At 66.4% G+C, this 15,770-nt stretch carries 16 protein-coding genes; 7 read left to right on the top strand and 9 right to left on the bottom strand.

Going from position 1 to position 15,770, the window contains the following annotated elements; all coding sequences use genetic code 11:
• The first annotated feature begins 138 nt into the window (after window positions 1–138).
• The 7 genes from AE618_RS04930 (at window position 139) to AE618_RS04900 (ending at window position 8,781) form a co-directional block, all read left to right on the top strand.
• The gene (locus AE618_RS04930) at window positions 139–1,194 is read left to right on the top strand and encodes a 2,3-butanediol dehydrogenase (protein ID WP_054207915.1); all 1,056 of its coding nucleotides are present in this window, start codon (window positions 139–141) and stop codon (window positions 1,192–1,194) included.
• A gap of 154 nt (window positions 1,195–1,348) precedes the next feature.
• Window positions 1,349–2,836 (top strand): replicative DNA helicase, encoded by a 1,488-nt coding sequence (locus AE618_RS04925; RefSeq protein ID WP_054207914.1) that lies wholly within the window; start codon window positions 1,349–1,351, stop codon window positions 2,834–2,836.
• Window positions 2,836–3,966 (top strand): alanine racemase, encoded by a 1,131-nt coding sequence (alr, locus tag AE618_RS04920; RefSeq protein ID WP_082365011.1) that lies wholly within the window; start codon window positions 2,836–2,838, stop codon window positions 3,964–3,966. Before AE618_RS04925 ends, alr begins: the two co-directional genes overlap by 1 nt.
• Window positions 3,967–4,132: 166 nt before the next feature.
• Window positions 4,133–5,527 carry a DNA repair protein RadA gene (gene radA / locus AE618_RS04915; protein ID WP_054207913.1) on the top strand — a complete coding sequence of 465 codons (1,395 nt, stop codon included), beginning with the start codon at window positions 4,133–4,135 and terminating at the stop codon, window positions 5,525–5,527.
• Window positions 5,528–5,634: 107 nt separating this feature from the next.
• Window positions 5,635–6,318: a CvpA family protein gene (locus tag AE618_RS04910; protein WP_054207912.1), complete on the top strand. Its 684-nt coding sequence runs from the start codon at window positions 5,635–5,637 to the stop codon at window positions 6,316–6,318.
• A 77-nt stretch (window positions 6,319–6,395) separates the two neighbouring features.
• Window positions 6,396–7,883, top strand: a complete 1,488-nt coding sequence (gene purF, locus AE618_RS04905; RefSeq protein ID WP_054207911.1) for an amidophosphoribosyltransferase — start codon at window positions 6,396–6,398, stop codon at window positions 7,881–7,883.
• Window positions 7,884–8,040: 157 nt separating this feature from the next.
• Window positions 8,041–8,781: an SDR family NAD(P)-dependent oxidoreductase gene (locus tag AE618_RS04900; RefSeq protein WP_054207910.1), complete on the top strand. Its 741-nt coding sequence runs from the start codon at window positions 8,041–8,043 to the stop codon at window positions 8,779–8,781.
• Between the two features lie 93 nt (window positions 8,782–8,874).
• On the opposite strand, the gene der is transcribed toward AE618_RS04900, so the two are convergent.
• The 9 genes from der to mce all read right to left on the bottom strand — a co-directional run bounded on the left by der (window position 8,875) and on the right by mce (window position 15,682).
• Complete coding sequence (gene der, locus AE618_RS04895) at window positions 8,875–10,296, bottom strand: ribosome biogenesis GTPase Der (RefSeq protein WP_054207909.1); 1,422 nt, start codon at window positions 10,294–10,296, stop codon at window positions 8,875–8,877.
• Window positions 10,297–10,500: 204 nt separating this feature from the next.
• Window positions 10,501–11,166, bottom strand: a complete 666-nt coding sequence (locus AE618_RS04890) for a tetratricopeptide repeat protein (protein ID WP_054207908.1) — start codon at window positions 11,164–11,166, stop codon at window positions 10,501–10,503.
• A 183-nt stretch (window positions 11,167–11,349) separates the two neighbouring features.
• A complete protein-coding gene (gene queA / locus AE618_RS04885; protein ID WP_054207907.1) occupies window positions 11,350–12,447 on the bottom strand; it encodes a tRNA preQ1(34) S-adenosylmethionine ribosyltransferase-isomerase QueA in 1,098 nt (365 codons plus the stop codon).
• A 25-nt stretch (window positions 12,448–12,472) separates the two neighbouring features.
• Window positions 12,473–12,943, bottom strand: a complete 471-nt coding sequence (locus AE618_RS04880) for a peptidylprolyl isomerase (protein WP_054207906.1) — start codon at window positions 12,941–12,943, stop codon at window positions 12,473–12,475.
• The gene (locus AE618_RS04875; RefSeq protein WP_156330102.1) at window positions 12,943–13,584 is read right to left on the bottom strand and encodes a hypothetical protein; all 642 of its coding nucleotides are present in this window, start codon (window positions 13,582–13,584) and stop codon (window positions 12,943–12,945) included. The genes AE618_RS04880 and AE618_RS04875 overlap by 1 nt, the downstream gene beginning before the upstream one ends.
• A 54-nt stretch (window positions 13,585–13,638) precedes the next feature.
• A complete protein-coding gene (locus AE618_RS04870; protein ID WP_156330101.1) occupies window positions 13,639–14,199 on the bottom strand; it encodes a peptidylprolyl isomerase in 561 nt (186 codons plus the stop codon).
• Between the two features lie 433 nt (window positions 14,200–14,632).
• Window positions 14,633–14,863: a DUF1467 family protein gene (locus AE618_RS04865; protein WP_054207904.1), complete on the bottom strand. Its 231-nt coding sequence runs from the start codon at window positions 14,861–14,863 to the stop codon at window positions 14,633–14,635.
• On the bottom strand, window positions 14,860–15,276 hold the full coding sequence (locus AE618_RS04860; RefSeq protein WP_054207903.1) for a RidA family protein: 417 nt from the start codon (window positions 15,274–15,276) through the stop codon (window positions 14,860–14,862). Before AE618_RS04860 ends, AE618_RS04865 begins: the two co-directional genes overlap by 4 nt.
• A 1-nt stretch (window position 15,277) precedes the next feature.
• Entirely contained in the window at window positions 15,278–15,682 is a 405-nt protein-coding gene (mce, locus tag AE618_RS04855; protein WP_054207902.1) for a methylmalonyl-CoA epimerase, read from the bottom strand.
• Window positions 15,683–15,770: the final 88 nt, after the last annotated feature.

The following is a 15,770-nucleotide window of genomic DNA, read 5'->3' as shown; positions in this document are numbered from 1 at the left end:
TGATGGGCGTGCCACCTGCACGCTGCTGGGGCAGCCAGCAGCGCTGTCCGCAATTGATCCCTCTATGCGCGAGATCAAGGCGCATGTCTGAGACCCACTTATGAAAGAGGCGCTGGGACGACAAAAGGAACGACGCCGATGAAAGCCGCATGCTGGCACAAGGCTCACGACATTCGCGTGGAGCAGGTGCCCGAACCGACCCCCTCGGCCGGCCAGGTAAAGATCAAGGTGGCGTGGGCCGGGATCTGCGGCAGCGATCTGCACGAATATCTCGCAGGCCCGATTTTCATCCCTGTGGACCAGCCGCACCCGCTCAGCCATGACCGCGCGCCCATCGTGATGGGCCATGAGTTCTCCGGCGAAGTGGTAGAGGTCGGGCCGGAGGTCAGGCGCATTCGGCCCGGAGACCGCGTCGTCGTCGAGCCGATCCTTGCCTGCGGCGTCTGCGATGCCTGCCGTAGGGGCAAATACAATCTGTGCGACAAGCTGGGCTTTCACGGTCTGTCGGGTGGCGGCGGCGGCTTCGCCTGCCACACCGTCGTCGATGAGCGCATGGTCCATGTCATGCCGGAAGGCTTGTCGTTCGAACAGGGCGCCTTGGTGGAGCCCGCCGCCGTCGCGCTTCATGCGGTGCGCCTCAGCAGCCTCAAGGCGGGCGGTACCGCGGCTGTCTTCGGCGCGGGCCCGATCGGGCTGCTCCTGGTCGAGGCGCTGCGTGTCGCAGGGGCGTCAGTGATCCATGTTGTCGAACTGTCCGCAGAACGCGGCGCCAAGGCGCTCGAACTGGGGGCGACGACCGTCACGGACCCCTCGCAGGACGAACCCGTCGCCAAACTGCGCGCGTTGAGCGCCGGGGGCGTGGACGTCGCCTTTGAGGTCACCGGCGTACCAAAAGTGCTCCAGCAATGCATCGAGTCCACGCATTACGAGGGCGAAACCGTCATCGTCTCGATCTGGGAGAAGGAAGCCGCCTTCCAGCCCAACACCGTGGTGCTGAAAGAACGCGTGGTCCGGGGCATCATCGCCTATCGCGACATCTTCCCGGCGGTCATGACATTGATGACCAAAGGCTTCTTCCAGGCCGACAAGCTGGTGACAAAGCGTATCGCGCTCGACGACATCGTAGCGCAGGGCTTCGAAGCGCTTGTGCGGGACAAGCAGCACATCAAGATTCTGGTCCAGCCGCCGCATTGACGCCGGCACCGCCGGCCGCGCCGTCAAGCAAGGATTCGGCCCCCGACGCGTGATGGGGGCCGAAGCTGTGGACAGCGGGCAGAGTTCCGGCTAATTCTGCTGTTCTTGATTTGTTTCCGTTTCTTTGCGGGTGGATTCTGACCTATCGAACCCCATGGCCACTGCAACCGCCCTCGTCACCCGTCTCGAAGCCCGCGAGGCCGAATACCGGGTCCAGCCTCACAACATCGAGGCCGAGCAGGCGCTGCTGGGCGCGATCCTGGTCAATAACGACGCCTTCTATCGCGTTTCCGACTTCCTGCTGCCGGATCATTTCTTCGAGCCGATCCACCAGCGCGTCTTCGAGCTGGCATCGAGCCTGATCCGGGCCGGCAAGATCGCGACCCCGATTACGCTCAAGACCTTCGTCGGCGAGATGGATCTGGGCGGCATCACCGCCTCGCAGTACCTTGCCCGGCTCGCGGCGGAGGCGACCACCGTCATCAACGCGGGCGATTACGGCCGCACGGTCTATGACCTCGCGATCCGCCGGCAGTTGATCGGCGTCGGTGAGGACCTGGTCAACGTCGCCTATGATTCGCCGGTCGACGCCGCCCCGCGCGAGCAGATCGAGGAAGCCGAACGCAAGCTCTACGAACTCGCGGAGAAGGGCCGCTACGAGGGCGGTTTCCAGAAGTTCGACGGCGCGCTGTTCACCGCGATCGAAATGGCCGCCAACGCCTATCAGCGCGCCGGCGGCCTGTCGGGGGTCTCGACGGGTCTGCGCGACCTCGACCAGCGGATGGGCGGCCTGCAATCCTCCGACCTAATCGTGCTCGCCGGCCGCCCGGCCATGGGCAAGACCTCGCTTGCCACCAACATCGCCTTCAACATCGCCAAGGCCTGGCGCGGCGAACGCCAGACCGACGGCACGATCAAGACCGTCGATGGCGGAATCGTCGCCTTCTTCTCGCTGGAAATGTCGGCCGACCAGCTCGCAACGCGTATCGTCGCCGAGCAGTCGGGCATCTCGTCCTACAAGATCAGGCAGGGCCGCATCACCGAGGCCGATTTCGCCAGGCTGACCGATGTCGCGGCGCAGATCGAGAAGCTGCCGCTTTATATCGACCAGACCGGCGGCATCTCGATCGCCCAGCTGGTCGCCCGTGCCCGCCGGTTGAAGCGCCAGAAGGGCCTCGACGTCCTGTTCATCGACTACCTGCAGCTGCTTTCGGGCTCGGCCAAGAACGGCCAGAACCGCGTGCAGGAGCTGACGGAGATCACCACCAGCCTGAAGGCCCTGGCGAAGGAACTGGCCGTGCCGATCGTCGCGCTCTCGCAGCTCTCGCGTCAGGTCGAGAGCCGCGACGACAAGCGACCGCAGCTCTCGGACCTGCGCGAATCGGGCTCGATCGAGCAGGACGCCGACGTCGTGATGTTCGTCTACCGCGAGGAGTACTACCTCAAGGGCAAGGAGCCGCGTCCCGGCACCGAAGACCACAACAAGTGGCAGATCGAGATGGAGGCCGCCCATGGCGTGGCGGAGCTCATCATCGGCAAGCAGCGCCATGGCCCCACCGGCGCGATCGCCCTGCAGTTCGACGCGGAGGTGACGCGCTTCTCCGACCGTGCTGACGAAATGCGACTTCCGGACCGCGAATGATGACTTTCGACACGCCCGATTCCCAAACGACCGGCGCGACGCTGACGATCGATCTCGGCGCGCTGGTCTCGAACTGGCGCGCGTTGAGCGGGCTTGCGGGCACGGGCCACGCCGGTGCTGTGGTCAAGGCCGACGCCTATGGCATTGGCATCGAGCCCGCCGTCTCGGCGCTGACGCAGGGCGGCTGCGATACCTTCTTCGTCGCCCATGTTTCGGAAGGCATCAGGACCCGCGCCGTCGCGCCCGATGCCACCGTCTATGTGCTCAACGGACTTCTGCCGGGCACGTGCGACGCCTATGCCGCGCACCGTCTTTCGCCCGTTCTGGGATCTCATGACGAACTGCTGGAATGGGCGGGTTTCCGCCAGGGCGGAGCGGCGGTGGCCCCTGCCGCCCTGCATGTCGACACGGCGATGAATCGACTCGGTCTTTGGCAGGGCGAGGGCCTGAGCCTGGCGCGCGAGCGCAAGGACACGATCGAGGCGGCAGGGATCGGCCTCGTGATGACGCATTTCGCCTCGTCGGAGGACGTCGGCGATCCGGCCAATGCGCGCCAGATCGCGGCCTTCTCCCATATCGTCGAGGCGCTGCCGGGCATCCCGGCCTCGATCAAGAATTCGTCGGGCCATTTCCTGAAGGACTGCCCCTCCTATCAGGTGACGCGGCCGGGCTATGCGCTCTATGGCGGAAATCCGACACCGGGGCAGCCCAATCCGATGAAGCCGGTCGTGGGGCTGACGGCGCGGATCATCCAGCTGCGCGACGTCGAGGCAGGGATGCAGGTCGGCTATAATGGCCGCTGGACCGCCAAGGGGCGTCGCCGGCTCGCGACGATCTGCCTCGGCTATGCCGATGGCTATCCGCGCAATGCCAGCGCGCCCGAGGGCACGGCCGGCGGCTTTGCCCTGGTCGACGGGGTGTCCTGCCCCTTCGTCGGGACCGTCTCGATGGATCTGATCATCGTGGATGTCACCGACGCAGCCCCCGCAGCCTGCAAGCGCGGCGCGGCCGTGACGCTGATCGGCGGCTCGCTCGACCTCGAAGCCGTCGGCGCTGGCGCCAAGACGATCGGCTATGAAATCCTGACCAATCTCGGCCGCCGCTACACCCGTCGCTATGTCGGGCTGTGAGATGCGGACAGGCGACCCGGCTGTCTTTCCGGGGCTTCGCGACAGCGAAGAACCCGGAACCCACGACTGGGCAAGCGCTCTCGATCGTGCCCTCGGCCGGTCGCGTCCCGTCGTGGGTTCCGGGTTCGCGGCTGCGCCGCGCCCCGGAATGACAGCGTAGCGGCTGATGGCCAAACGCGGTCCCACCTACACCTGCCAAGCCTGCGGCGCGGTCTATCATCGCTGGCAGGGCAAGTGCGATTCCTGCGGGACCTGGTCATCGCTCTCCGAGGAGGCGCAGGCAGCGCCTGTGCCCGGCGCGCGCAGTTCCGGCGGAAAGCCGCGCGGTCGCGTCTTCGCGCTGGAGAGCCTCAAGGGCGACACACAGGATGCGCCGCGCATCGTCTCTGGCATCGGCGAGCTCGACCGCGTCACCGGCGGCGGCTTCGTGCCGGGCTCGGTGCTGCTGATCGGCGGCAATCCGGGCATCGGCAAGTCGACCCTGCTGATGCAGGCCTGCGCTGCGCTGGCGCTGTCGGGACGCCGCGTCGTCTATGTCTCCGGCGAGGAATCGACCGGCCAGGTGCGCCTGCGCGCCGAGCGCATGGGGCTGGCCGAGGCCCCGGTCGACCTCGCGGCCGAGACCAATGTCGAGGACATCATCGCGACTCTGGGCCAGGGCACCCGCCCTGCCCTGGTGGTGATCGATTCGATCCAGACGATGTGGTCGGGCGAGGTCGAGAGTGCGCCGGGCACCGTGACGCAGGTGCGGGGTTCCGCCCAGGCGCTGATTCGCTACGCCAAGACATCAGGCGCCTGCATGATCCTGGTCGGCCATGTCACCAAGGACGGCCAGATCGCCGGACCGCGCGTGGTCGAGCACATGGTCGATGCGGTGCTCTCCTTCGAGGGCGAAGGGGCGCATGCCTTCCGCATCCTGCGCGGGCAGAAGAACCGCTTCGGCGCGACCGACGAGATCGGCGTCTTCGAGATGACGGGCATGGGCCTGTCGGAGGTGACCAATCCGTCCGCGCTATTCCTCGCGGGACGCGACCAGGCGGCGCCGGGCGCGGCCGTCTTCGCTGGCGTCGAGGGTACGCGCCCGGTTCTGGTCGAGATCCAGGCGCTGGTCGCGCCGACATCGCTCGGCACCCCGCGCCGCGCCGTCGTCGGCTGGGAGAACAGCCGGCTCGCCATGGTGCTGGCCGTACTGGAGACGCATGGCGGCCTTCGGCTGGGACAGCACGATGTCTATCTCAACGTCGCCGGCGGCCTGAGGGTGAACGAGCCGGCGGCCGACCTCGCCGTGGCAGCCGCGCTTGTATCCTCGCTGACGGGCGCGATCCTGCCGGCCGAATCGGTGTATTTCGGCGAGATCGCGCTCTCGGGCGCGATCCGGCCGGTTTCGGTCGCCGGCGCGCGGCTGCGCGAGGCCTCCAAGCTCGGTTTCGAGGCGGCCCTGATGCCGTCGGGCGGCGCCGATGCCGGCGACGGCGGCGGGCTGCAGCTGAGGCGTTTCGGCCATGTCACGGAACTCGTTGCGGATATCGCGTCCCGGGCGCCTCGCAGAGATGTGAAATGACGGCTTCGCAATAGTGACGCAGAGCCCCCGAGCGCGTATAGCAAAGCCGATGCGGTCGACCCATCTGCGGCAGGCCATTCCGAGACCATAAAGAAGCGGCTCAACCAATGCCTGTCACCATTCTCGATCTCGTCGTCGTCGGCGTGGTTCTGATCTCGGCATTGCTGGCCGCCGTGCGCGGACTGACGCGCGAGGTTCTCGCGATCGCCTCCTGGGCTGCGGCCGCTGCGGTGGCCTGGGTGTTCCACCCGCAGATGCTGCCGATTCTGAAGCAGTACATTCCCAACGACACGATCGCGCTGATCGCCTCGATCGCCTCGCTCTTCCTGGTGACGCTGATCGTCGTATCGTTGGTGACGGCGCGGATCTCGGATTTCGTGCTCGATTCGCGCATCGGTGCGCTCGACCGCACGCTCGGCTTCGTTTTCGGTGCGGCGCGCGGCGTCCTGCTCGCCGTGATCGGCTATCTCTTCTTCGCGGCGTTGATGGGCGACAAGAACATGCCGAGTTGGGCCAAGGATGCCAAGGCCAAGCCGATGCTCGAGGAGACGGGCCGGTCGCTGATCACCATGCTTCCCCAGGACGTCAACGCCGACTTCATCAAGAATTTGCTGAAGCCCAAGACGGGTGCGGAGCCGACAGAGGCGCCTGCCGAGGAGCCTCGCGCGCCGACAAATCCGACGGCCGACCCGCAGCGCCGCACCGAAGTGCCCAACGCTGCCGACCGCCAGGCGCTGCAGCGCGCCATCGACGCGACGCGCCCGACGGCGCCCGCCCCGACTCGCCCATAATCTTCGCGTAACAACCTGTTCTTCGAGCCGCTTTATCCTTCGAGCCGCGCTCTTCAAGAGGCGCATGGAGCCTTGATATGATCTCGCAATTCGAGACGGGGACTGCCGAGACCGAGGGCGCTTTCGATCCCAACGCCGATCGGCTGCGGGAGGAATGCGGCGTGTTCGGCATCTTCGGCCACTCGGACGCCGCGGCTCTGACCGCGCTCGGCCTGCATGCGCTCCAGCATCGCGGCCAGGAGGCGGCGGGCATCGTCAGTTTCGACGGCACGCGCTTCCATTCCGAGCGCCGACTGGGCCTCGTCGGCGACGCCTTCTCGGAAGTCTCGGTGATCGAGAAGCTCAAGGGCACGCAGGCGATCGGCCATGTCCGCTATTCGACCACCGGCGAGACGATCCTGCGCAACGTCCAGCCGCTGTTCGCCGAACTGCATGGCGGCGGCTTCGCCGTCGCGCATAACGGCAATTTGACCAATGGGCTGACCCTGCGGCGCAATCTCGTGCGCGACGGCGCGATCTACCAGTCGACGTCGGACACCGAGGTGCTGCTGCATCTCGTCGCGCGCAGCCGCAAGCCGCATTTCATCGAACGCTTCGTCGAGGCGATCCGCCAGATCGAGGGCGCCTACGCCTTCGTCGGCATCACCAACAAGAAGCTGATCGGCGCGCGCGACCCCCTCGGCATCCGCCCGCTGGTGCTGGGCGAGCTCGATGGCTGCCCGATCCTGACCTCCGAGACCTGCGCGCTCGACATCATCGGAGCGAAGTTCGTCCGCGAGGTCGAGAACGGCGAGGTCATCGTGATCTCCGAAGGCGGCATCGAGAGCCATAAGCCCTTCCCGCCCGTCGCCGAGCGGCCCTGCATTTTCGAATACATCTATTTCGCCCGTCCCGATTCGATTGTGAAGGGCCAGAGCATCTATGAGCGCCGCAAGCGCATGGGCGCGCAGCTCTCGCTGGAGGCGCCGGCCAATGCCGACGTGATCGTGCCTGTCCCGGATTCCGGCGTGCCGGCCGCGCTCGGCTTCTCGCAGGCCAGCGGGATCCCCTTCGAACTCGGCATCATCCGCAACCACTATGTCGGCCGCACCTTCATCGAGCCGACGCAGAAGGTCCGCGAGCTCGGCGTGCGGTTGAAGCACTCGGCCAACCGCTCGGTCGTCGAGGGCAAGAGCATCGTGTTGGTCGACGATTCGATCGTGCGTGGCACGACCTCGCTCAAGATCGTGAAGATGATGCGCGAGGCCGGCGCCAAGGAGGTGCATTTCCGCATCTCCTCGCCGCCGATCACCCATCCCGACTATTACGGCATCGATACGCCCGACCGGGAGAAGCTGCTGGCCGCCACCCATACGCTGGAGGAGATGCGCCAGTTCGTCGGCGCCGATTCGCTGGCCTTCCTTTCGGTCGAGGGCCTCTACCGCGCCATGGGCCATGAGCGGCGCGATCCCGTCCGGCCGCAGTTCACCGACCACTGCTTCACCGGCGATTATCCGACCTCGCTGACCGACGTCGTCGGCGAGAGCGCCAAGCAGCGCATCTCCCTGCTGGCCGAGGCCGGCTGAGTCGATCCCGGTTCACGCTCAGGTTATTCCGGGCGTAGCGAAGCGAAGACCCGGAATCCATTCCGGAACGCTGTCCGGTCAGTTTCAGGAATGGATCCCGGATCGGCGCGGCTTTGCCACTTGTCCGGGATGACACCGTCATCTGGAAAAGATCACCATGACCAAACCTCTCTCCGGGCGCGTCGCCCTCGTCACCGGCGCGTCGCGCGGCATCGGCCGCGCGGCGGCGCTCGCTTTCGCACAGGCCGGCGCCCATGTCGTTGCGCTCGCCCGCACCAGCGGCGCGCTGGAGGAACTCGACGATGAGATCCGTGCCATCGGCGGCACGGCGACGCTGGTCCCGCTCGATCTCGGCGATGAGCCGGCGATCGAGAAGCTCGGGCCTGCGCTCATGCAGCGCTGGGGCAAGCTCGACATCCTGCTGGCCAATGCCGGCATCCTCGGCCCGCTCTCGCCGCTGACCCATGCCTCGCCGAAGGAATGGGCGAAGGTCTTCGACACCAACGTCACCGCCAACTGGCGTCTGCTGAAATCGGTCGAGCCGGCGCTGCAGGCATCCGACGCTGCCCGCGTGATCCTGATGACCTCGGGCGCGGCGCATAAATGCCTCGCCTATTGGGGGCCGTACTCGATCTCCAAGGCCGCTGTCGAGGCGATGGGGCGCACCTACGCCGCGGAGACTGCGACGACGCCGCTGAAGGTCATGATGGTCAATCCCGGGCCGTTACGGACGCGCATGCGGGCCGAGGCGATGCCCGGCGAGGATCCGCTGACGCTGAAGACGCCGGAGGATCTTGCGCCGCATCTGGTCGCGATCGCCTCGCCCGACTGGGCGCAGAGCGGCAAGATCTTCGATTTCCCGAAGGGCAAGGTGCTCACGCCCCAGATGCCGGGCTGAGCCTCAGACGTCATGCTCGGGCTTGACCCGAGCATCTCTTGCACGAGATTCTCGGGTCTGCGCTTCGCTTCGCCCGAGAATGACGGCTCCGCCCTACCCCGCTCGCTTGTTCTTGTCGAAGGGGTTCTCGCCGCCGCGTGTGTGCAGGCGGATCGGCGTTCCCGGCAGTTCGAAGGCCTCGCGCAGATTGTTGACCAGATAGCGGGTGTAGGACACCGGCAGATGGTCGAGCTGGTTGCCGAACAGGGCAAACGTCGGCGGGCGGGCCTTGGCCTGCGTCATGTAGCGGATCTTGATGCGCCGGCCGGCGACGGCTGGCGGCGGATGGGCCGAGAGCACGCCTTCGAGCCAGCGGTTGATCTTCGCGGTCGAAATGCGGCGGTTCCAGACATCGTAGCTCGCAAACACCGCCTGCATCAGCCGGTCGATGCCCTCGCCCGCCAGCCCCGACAGCGGTACGATCGGCACGCCGCGCACTTGGGCGAGCAGATGCGTCGCCTTTTCCTTGAGTTCGGCGAGCAGTCCGTTCTTGTCGGCGACGAGATCCCATTTGTTCAGGCCGATGACGACGGTGCGGCCCTCGCGCTCGGTGAAATCGACCAGCGTCAGGTCCTGCTTCTCGAAGGGGATGGTGGCGTCCAGCAGCACGACGACGACCTCGGCGAAGCGGATGGCGCGCAACGCATCCTGCACCGACATCTTCTCGAGCTTTTCCTCAATTCGGGCGCGCTTGCGCATGCCCGCCGTGTCGAAGAGCTTCACCGGCCGGCCGCGCCACTCATAGTCGACCGAAATGGTGTCGCGCGTAATGCCGGCCTCCGGGCCGGTCAGCAGGCGCTCCTCGCCGATCATGCGGTTGACCAGCGTCGACTTGCCCGCATTGGGGCGGCCGATGATGGTGACGCGCAACGGCTTGTTGGGGTCGTTGTACTCCGCCTCCTCGTCGACGAAGACGGCGGGCGCTTCGACCCATTTCTTGTCGCCATAGCTCTCGTCGAAGGGCTCTTCTTCCTCCGGCTCGACATCGACATAAGGCGCGAGCGCCTCGAGCAGGTCTGACGTGCCCTCGCCATGCTCGGCGGAGAACGGAACGGGGTCGCCGAGGCCCAGCGCATAGGATTCGAAGATGCCGTCAAGGCCCTTCCTCCCCTCGGCCTTGTTGGCGAGCAGGATGACGGGCTTGCCTGACTTGCGGACGAGATCGGCGAAGGGTTGATCCATCGGCGTCAGGCCGAGCCTGGCATCGATCATGAACAGGATGACGTCGGCCTGATCGATGGCGGTCTGCGTCTGCGCGCGCATGCGGCCAGCGAGCGAGCCCGGATCGGCCTCTTCAAGCCCGGCGGTGTCGACGATGTTGAAGCGCAGATGGCCGAGCGAGGCCTCGCCCTCGCGCCGGTCGCGGGTCACGCCGGGCAGGTCGTCGACCAGCGCGAGCTTCTTGCCGACAAGCCGGTTGAACAGCGTCGACTTGCCGACATTGGGGCGGCCGATGATGGCGACGGTGGCGGTCATGGCAGTTCAGATAATCCTGTTTCGCCTGCGCGGCTCAACGACGTTGATCCTTCGCAACCGATAAAAAACGTGCGGTCATTCCGGACAAGCCGCGAAGCGGCGCCGATCCGGAATCCATGCCGGAGCGCAGCATGGCAAGTCTCAGACATGGATCCCGGGTCTCACTGCGGTCGCCCGGGATGACGGCGTCTGTTCGTGTCTTACTCAGTTCTTGGTCTCGACAGGACCGCCGCGGACCAGCGCCAAATAGAGTTCCGTGCGCTGGCGCAGCACGGCGGGCGATTGCGGGTCGGTGACGATGGCGTCGAACCAGCGGCCGGCATCCTCGAAGAGATTGGCCTTGAGCGCGGCGATGCCGAGGAATTCGCGGGCCGAATGGCGCCAGATGCCCTGCGGCGTCGCCAGCGGCTCCAGCGCCTGCCGAAGCTCGGCATAGGGCACGAGATCGACACGCAGCATGCCGGCGCGCAGGCGGGCCAGGTCGCGATAGAGCTGCGTCAGCGAGCCGTCATTGGCGAGCGCGTCGAAGGCGGTCGCTCCGGCAGCCGCATCGCGCTTGGCGGTCTCGGCGGCGAGGCGGAAGCGCGCGATCTGGCGATAGCCGGCGGGCGTGCTGCTCGCGGCAAGCTCGCCCAGGATCGTCTCGGCTTCCGAGCCGTTGCCGTCGCGCGAGGCCTTCAGCGCCGCCTCCAGCTTGGCGCCGACGATCTGCGAGGCCTGCTGCTCGCGATAGAGCCAGAACTGCCAGCCGGCCACGGCCAGGACGGCTGCAACCGCGAGCCCGACGAAGACAACGCCGTATTTGCTCCAGAGCGCTGCCGCCTTGTCGCGGCGCACCTCCTCGTCGATTTCGCGGAAAATATCGGCCATGGTCGTTTGGAGTTCCTGTGTGGTGGTGCCGGGTAGCATTTTCGCCGGGCGATGGCGAGCCGGAACACGATATTTGCCGTGCCCTCATCCTGAGGAGCCGCGAAGCGGCGTCTCGAAGGATCCTTCAGGAGGCTCCCGAGATCGCTAAAGCATCCTTCGAGACGCGCTCCTGCGGAGCGCTCCTCAGGATGAGGGCTGAGAAACTCGATGCAGAAGGCTGCCATCGCCATAGGAGTAGAAGCGATATCCCCCGGCGATGGCATGCGCGTAGGCGCGTTGCATCAGCTCGAGACCGCAAAAGGCCGAGACCAGCATGAACAGCGTCGAGCGCGGCAGGTGAAAATTCGTCAGCAAAAGGTCCACCGCACGAAAACGATAGCCCGGCGTGATGAAGATCGCGGTGTCTCCCGAGAAGGGTGCGATCACGCCATCCTCGCCCGTCGCGCTTTCGAGCAGGCGCAGCGACGTCGTGCCGACAGCGACGATGCGCCCACCATTCTGCCTGACGGCATTCAGCGCAGCCGCCGTCTGCGCCGATACGCTGCCCCATTCGGCATGCATGCGGTGGTCATCGGTGTCGTCGGCCTTGACCGGCAGGAAGGTGCCGGCGCCGACATGCAGCGTGACGAAATGGCGCGAGACGCCATGCGCTTCCAGCGCGGCGACAAGGTCCGGCGTGAAATGCAATCCGGCGGTTGGCGCCGCGACCGCACCGTCCTCGCGGGCGTGCATGGTCTGGTAGTCGCTGGCGTCCGCGTGGTCGGTCGGGCGCTTGCCGGCGATATAGGGCGGCAGGGGCAATTCGCCCAGGCGGGCAATGGCTTCATCGAGTTGGCTGCCGGCCAGCGTGAAGCGCAGCTCGACCTCGCCGGCCTCACCCTTCCCAACGATCTCGGCCTGAAGCCGGCCGAGCTCGCAGGCGCTGCCCTCGGACTCGTCGCCGAAGGCAATGGTCTCGCCCAGCGCCAGCTTCTTGGCCGGACGGGCGAAGGCGCGCCAGCGGTCGGCCCCCTCGCGTTTGTGCAACATGATCTCGACGCGGGCGACGGAATCGCCGCGCCGGCGCCGTCCACGCAGCCGCGAGGGGATCACGCGGGTGTCGTTGAGGACGAGTGCATCGCCGGGCCGCAGCAGCGCGACGAGGTCGCGGATGCCGCGATCCTGCAGGGGCTCGCTCGCCGCCGGGTTGACGACGAGCAGACGCGCCGCATCGCGCGGGCTGGCTGGCCTCAGCGCGATGCGGTCTTCTGGGAGGTCGAAGTCGAAGAGCCCGATGTTCATCTGCAATCAGGCCGCCCGACGTCGCTCAGGCGACGTCGGCCATCACCTTCATCGAGACGATCGAGTCGGGATCGCGCACGGGTTCGCCGCGCTTGATCGTGTCGACCACCTCCATGCCTTCGACGACATTGCCCCAGGCGGTGTACTGCTTGTCGAGGAAGCGGGCATCCTCGAAGACGATGAAGAACTGGCTGTTGGCCGAGTTCGGGTTCTGCGAGCGGGCCATCGAGCAGACGCCGCGGACATGCGGCTCGGCGTTGAATTCCTGGGCGAGATCGGGATGCTTCGAGCCACCCGTGCCGGTGCCATGCGGGCAGCCGACCTGGGCCATGAAGCCATCGATGACGCGGTGGAAGACGATGCCGTCATAGAAGCCCTCGCGGGCGAGCAGCTTGAGGCGCTCGACATGGTTCGGCGCGAGATCGGGGCGTAGCTTGATCACCACCTTGCCCTTGGTGGTTTCCATGACGAGGGTGTTCTCGGGATCGAGCGACATCAGATCGGCCTTTCTGGGTTTGGCGCGGGGCGCCCTTCTGGGGTCGGCGCGCGGCCGTGGAAGCGAATGGACAAAGGTCGCCCCGCGATAGCCGCTCCGAGCGGCTGGGACAACCTCATAGGTGTGCAATTGCGAACGGCGGCAGCGACCGAGTCGGAGAAGCGTCGGCGCAGATCGGGGGCCGTTTGCCTGGTTTCCCAAGTCACCCGGGGCTGGCCGAAGAGCGAGCCGTCGCGCCGCAGGCTGAACCTGACGGTCGCCATCGCGTCGGTTACGTCGCTCGCGGGCGGAGTCCAGCAGCGTCGCAACGCTGGCGCGATATCCGCCAGCGTGTCGAGCGCCTCACCATCGAAGGCCTTGGTCGCGGGACCGATCGTGCCGATGACGCCGATCTCGCCACTGCCCGAACGGGGCGGCGGCAGGAGCCGGCGGTCTCCGCTGCCGGGAAGGTCGCTGCCGCCAAAGCGCCCACCGACACCCGGCAGATAGCGCTGCCCCGAAGGCGGCGGCAGCACCGGGTTCTGCGAACCCGACGGCGGCGGCAGGACAGGGTTCTGAGAGCCCGAAGCCGGCGGCAGGCCGAAATCGGTCGTGCCTTGCGCATCGACCCGCACGCCGCTGCAAAGGAGCAGGGTCAGCATGATCGAAAGCGCCAATGCCCGCATGACCCGGCCCTGCCTCGCGCGGCCGAGACCTTACTTGGCGTCGGCCTGCAGGCGCATGCGGACGATCTTGTCGGGGCCCGAGACCTGGCCGCTGCCGGCGGCGCCCTTCTTGATCTTGCGCACGGCATCCATGCCCGACACGACCTCGCCGAAGAGCGTGTACTGGCCGGTCAGCGAGCCGCAGCCCTCATAGCAGATGAAGAACTGCGAGTTGCCGGAATCGGGCGATTGCGAGCGCGCCATGCCGACCGAGCCGACCTTGTAGGGCGTCGGAGTGAACTCGGCCTTGATGTTGGGCAGGTCCGAGCCGCCGGTACCGGTGCCGGTCGGGTCGCCGGTCTGGGCCATGAAGCCGTCGATGACGCGATGGAAGACGATGCCATCATAGAAGCCGCGCTTGGTCAGCGCCTTGATCTGCTCGACATGCTTGGGCGCGAGATCGGGCCGCAACCGGATCGTCACCGGCCCGTCCTTGGTTTCCAGGATCAGCGTGTTGTTCGGGTCCGGCGCCTGGGCCTGTGCGGGCATCTGGGCGAGTCCGAGCGAGGCCAGGACGGCAAGGGTAGCGAGCGAGGTGCGCAGCATTGTCATCTCCATCTCCGCCGACGATCCGGCGGGAAATCCTATCCCGGCGCGTGGTAGCGGCATCCTTTGGCCGGAACAAGGCGCGATAGGCCGTCGAATCGCATGATGTTGCACTGCACAAGTGCAACGGAGAATAAATTTGCAAAAATATCGGGCTAGCCATGCCTAAAGTGATGACAGCGCTGTCATGATCGGTTATCAAACTCTCGCTGGACACGCTTTGTTAATCGAAGCGCCGCGGACCAGGTCTCGGGAGGACAAACGCCCGCCTAGTATACGAGTCGCACGCAAACAGACGCGCGCCGTTACTGCGGTAAAAACAGACTAGAGAAGGCAAGGCATCGGCCTTGCCTTTTTCTTTGTCTGCTGTCCGGATTGAGTCTCTGCCGGGCTGCCTCGCTGCCGCCGGCCGGACCGGGCAACAGCCGCCTCGCCTGTCCTACAAATCGAAATTCGCCCAGACATACCAGACGATACCGAAGACGATCGCCGCGATGACCGAGGTGATCGCAGCCTTGCGCAGCAGGCCCGGCATTGCGGGCGCTCCGGGCTCAGTCCCTTGCGTGACCTCTCCGGCGTCCGCCTGGCTGCGGACCCCGAAGGGCAGTACGGCGAAGAGCACCGTCCACCAGATCACGAAATAGACGGCGAGTGCGCTGGCGATGGTCATCGCTGGCGATCCTGCCCCGCATCGCCGGCGAGCGCGATGCATGAGAATGCCACCCGCGCCTGCGTCGGCACGCCGAAGCGCGCGGTGTGCCGGGCCGGCAAACCACCCGGGAAGTGCCTTACATATTCGGCGTTGCAGGCGGCGTAGTCGGCCGGGTCGGTGATCAGCATCGTCATCTGGACGACGCGATCCAGAGAGCTGCCCGCCCCTGCGAGAATTCCGGAGATATGCGCCAAGGCATTGCGGACCTCGTCGGCCGGCGTCTCGCCACGGTGGATGCCGCGCGCGGGATCATGCGGGGCGGAGTGACCGGACACGAAGACGAGCCCGGCGGCGCGTGTCGCGGCGCTGAAGGGACGGGGCGAGCCCGGCTCCGGCTCGCCGAAGAAGCTTATCGGGGAGACATCCGTCACGTCAGGCCTGCTCGAGTTCGACCAGCGTGCCGGTGAAATCCTTCGGATGCAGGAAGATGACCGGCTTGCCATGGGCGCCGATGCGCGGCTCGCCGGTGCCGAGAACGCGGGCACCCGTCGCTTTCAGGCGGTCGCGGGCGGCGATGATATCGTCGACCTCGTAGCAGATGTGGTGGATACCGCCGTCAGGATTGCGCTCGATGAACTTGCCCACCGGCGAGTCGGCGCCCAGCGGCTCCAGCAGCTCGACCTTGGTGTTGGGCAGTTCGACGAAGACGACGGTGACGCCATGCTCGGGCTGCGGCAAGGGCTGCGAGACGTGAGCGCCCAGCGTGTCGCGATAAAGCGCGGTCGCAGCCGCGAGATCCTTCACGGCGATGGCGACATGGTTGAGGCGTCCGATCATGACAGCTCCGCTGGGCGAGTGGCGAAAAGTGACTGGCGAATGGATGACGGAACGGATGGCTTCAGCCTTCTTACCATTCGCCACTCGC

Source organism: Allobosea vaviloviae (assembly GCF_001298265.1).
Lineage (GTDB): Bacteria > Pseudomonadota > Alphaproteobacteria > Rhizobiales > Beijerinckiaceae > Allobosea > Allobosea vaviloviae_B.
The sequence above is the reverse complement of the archived record's forward strand: the minus strand, read 5'-3'. Positions and strand labels throughout refer to the sequence as shown.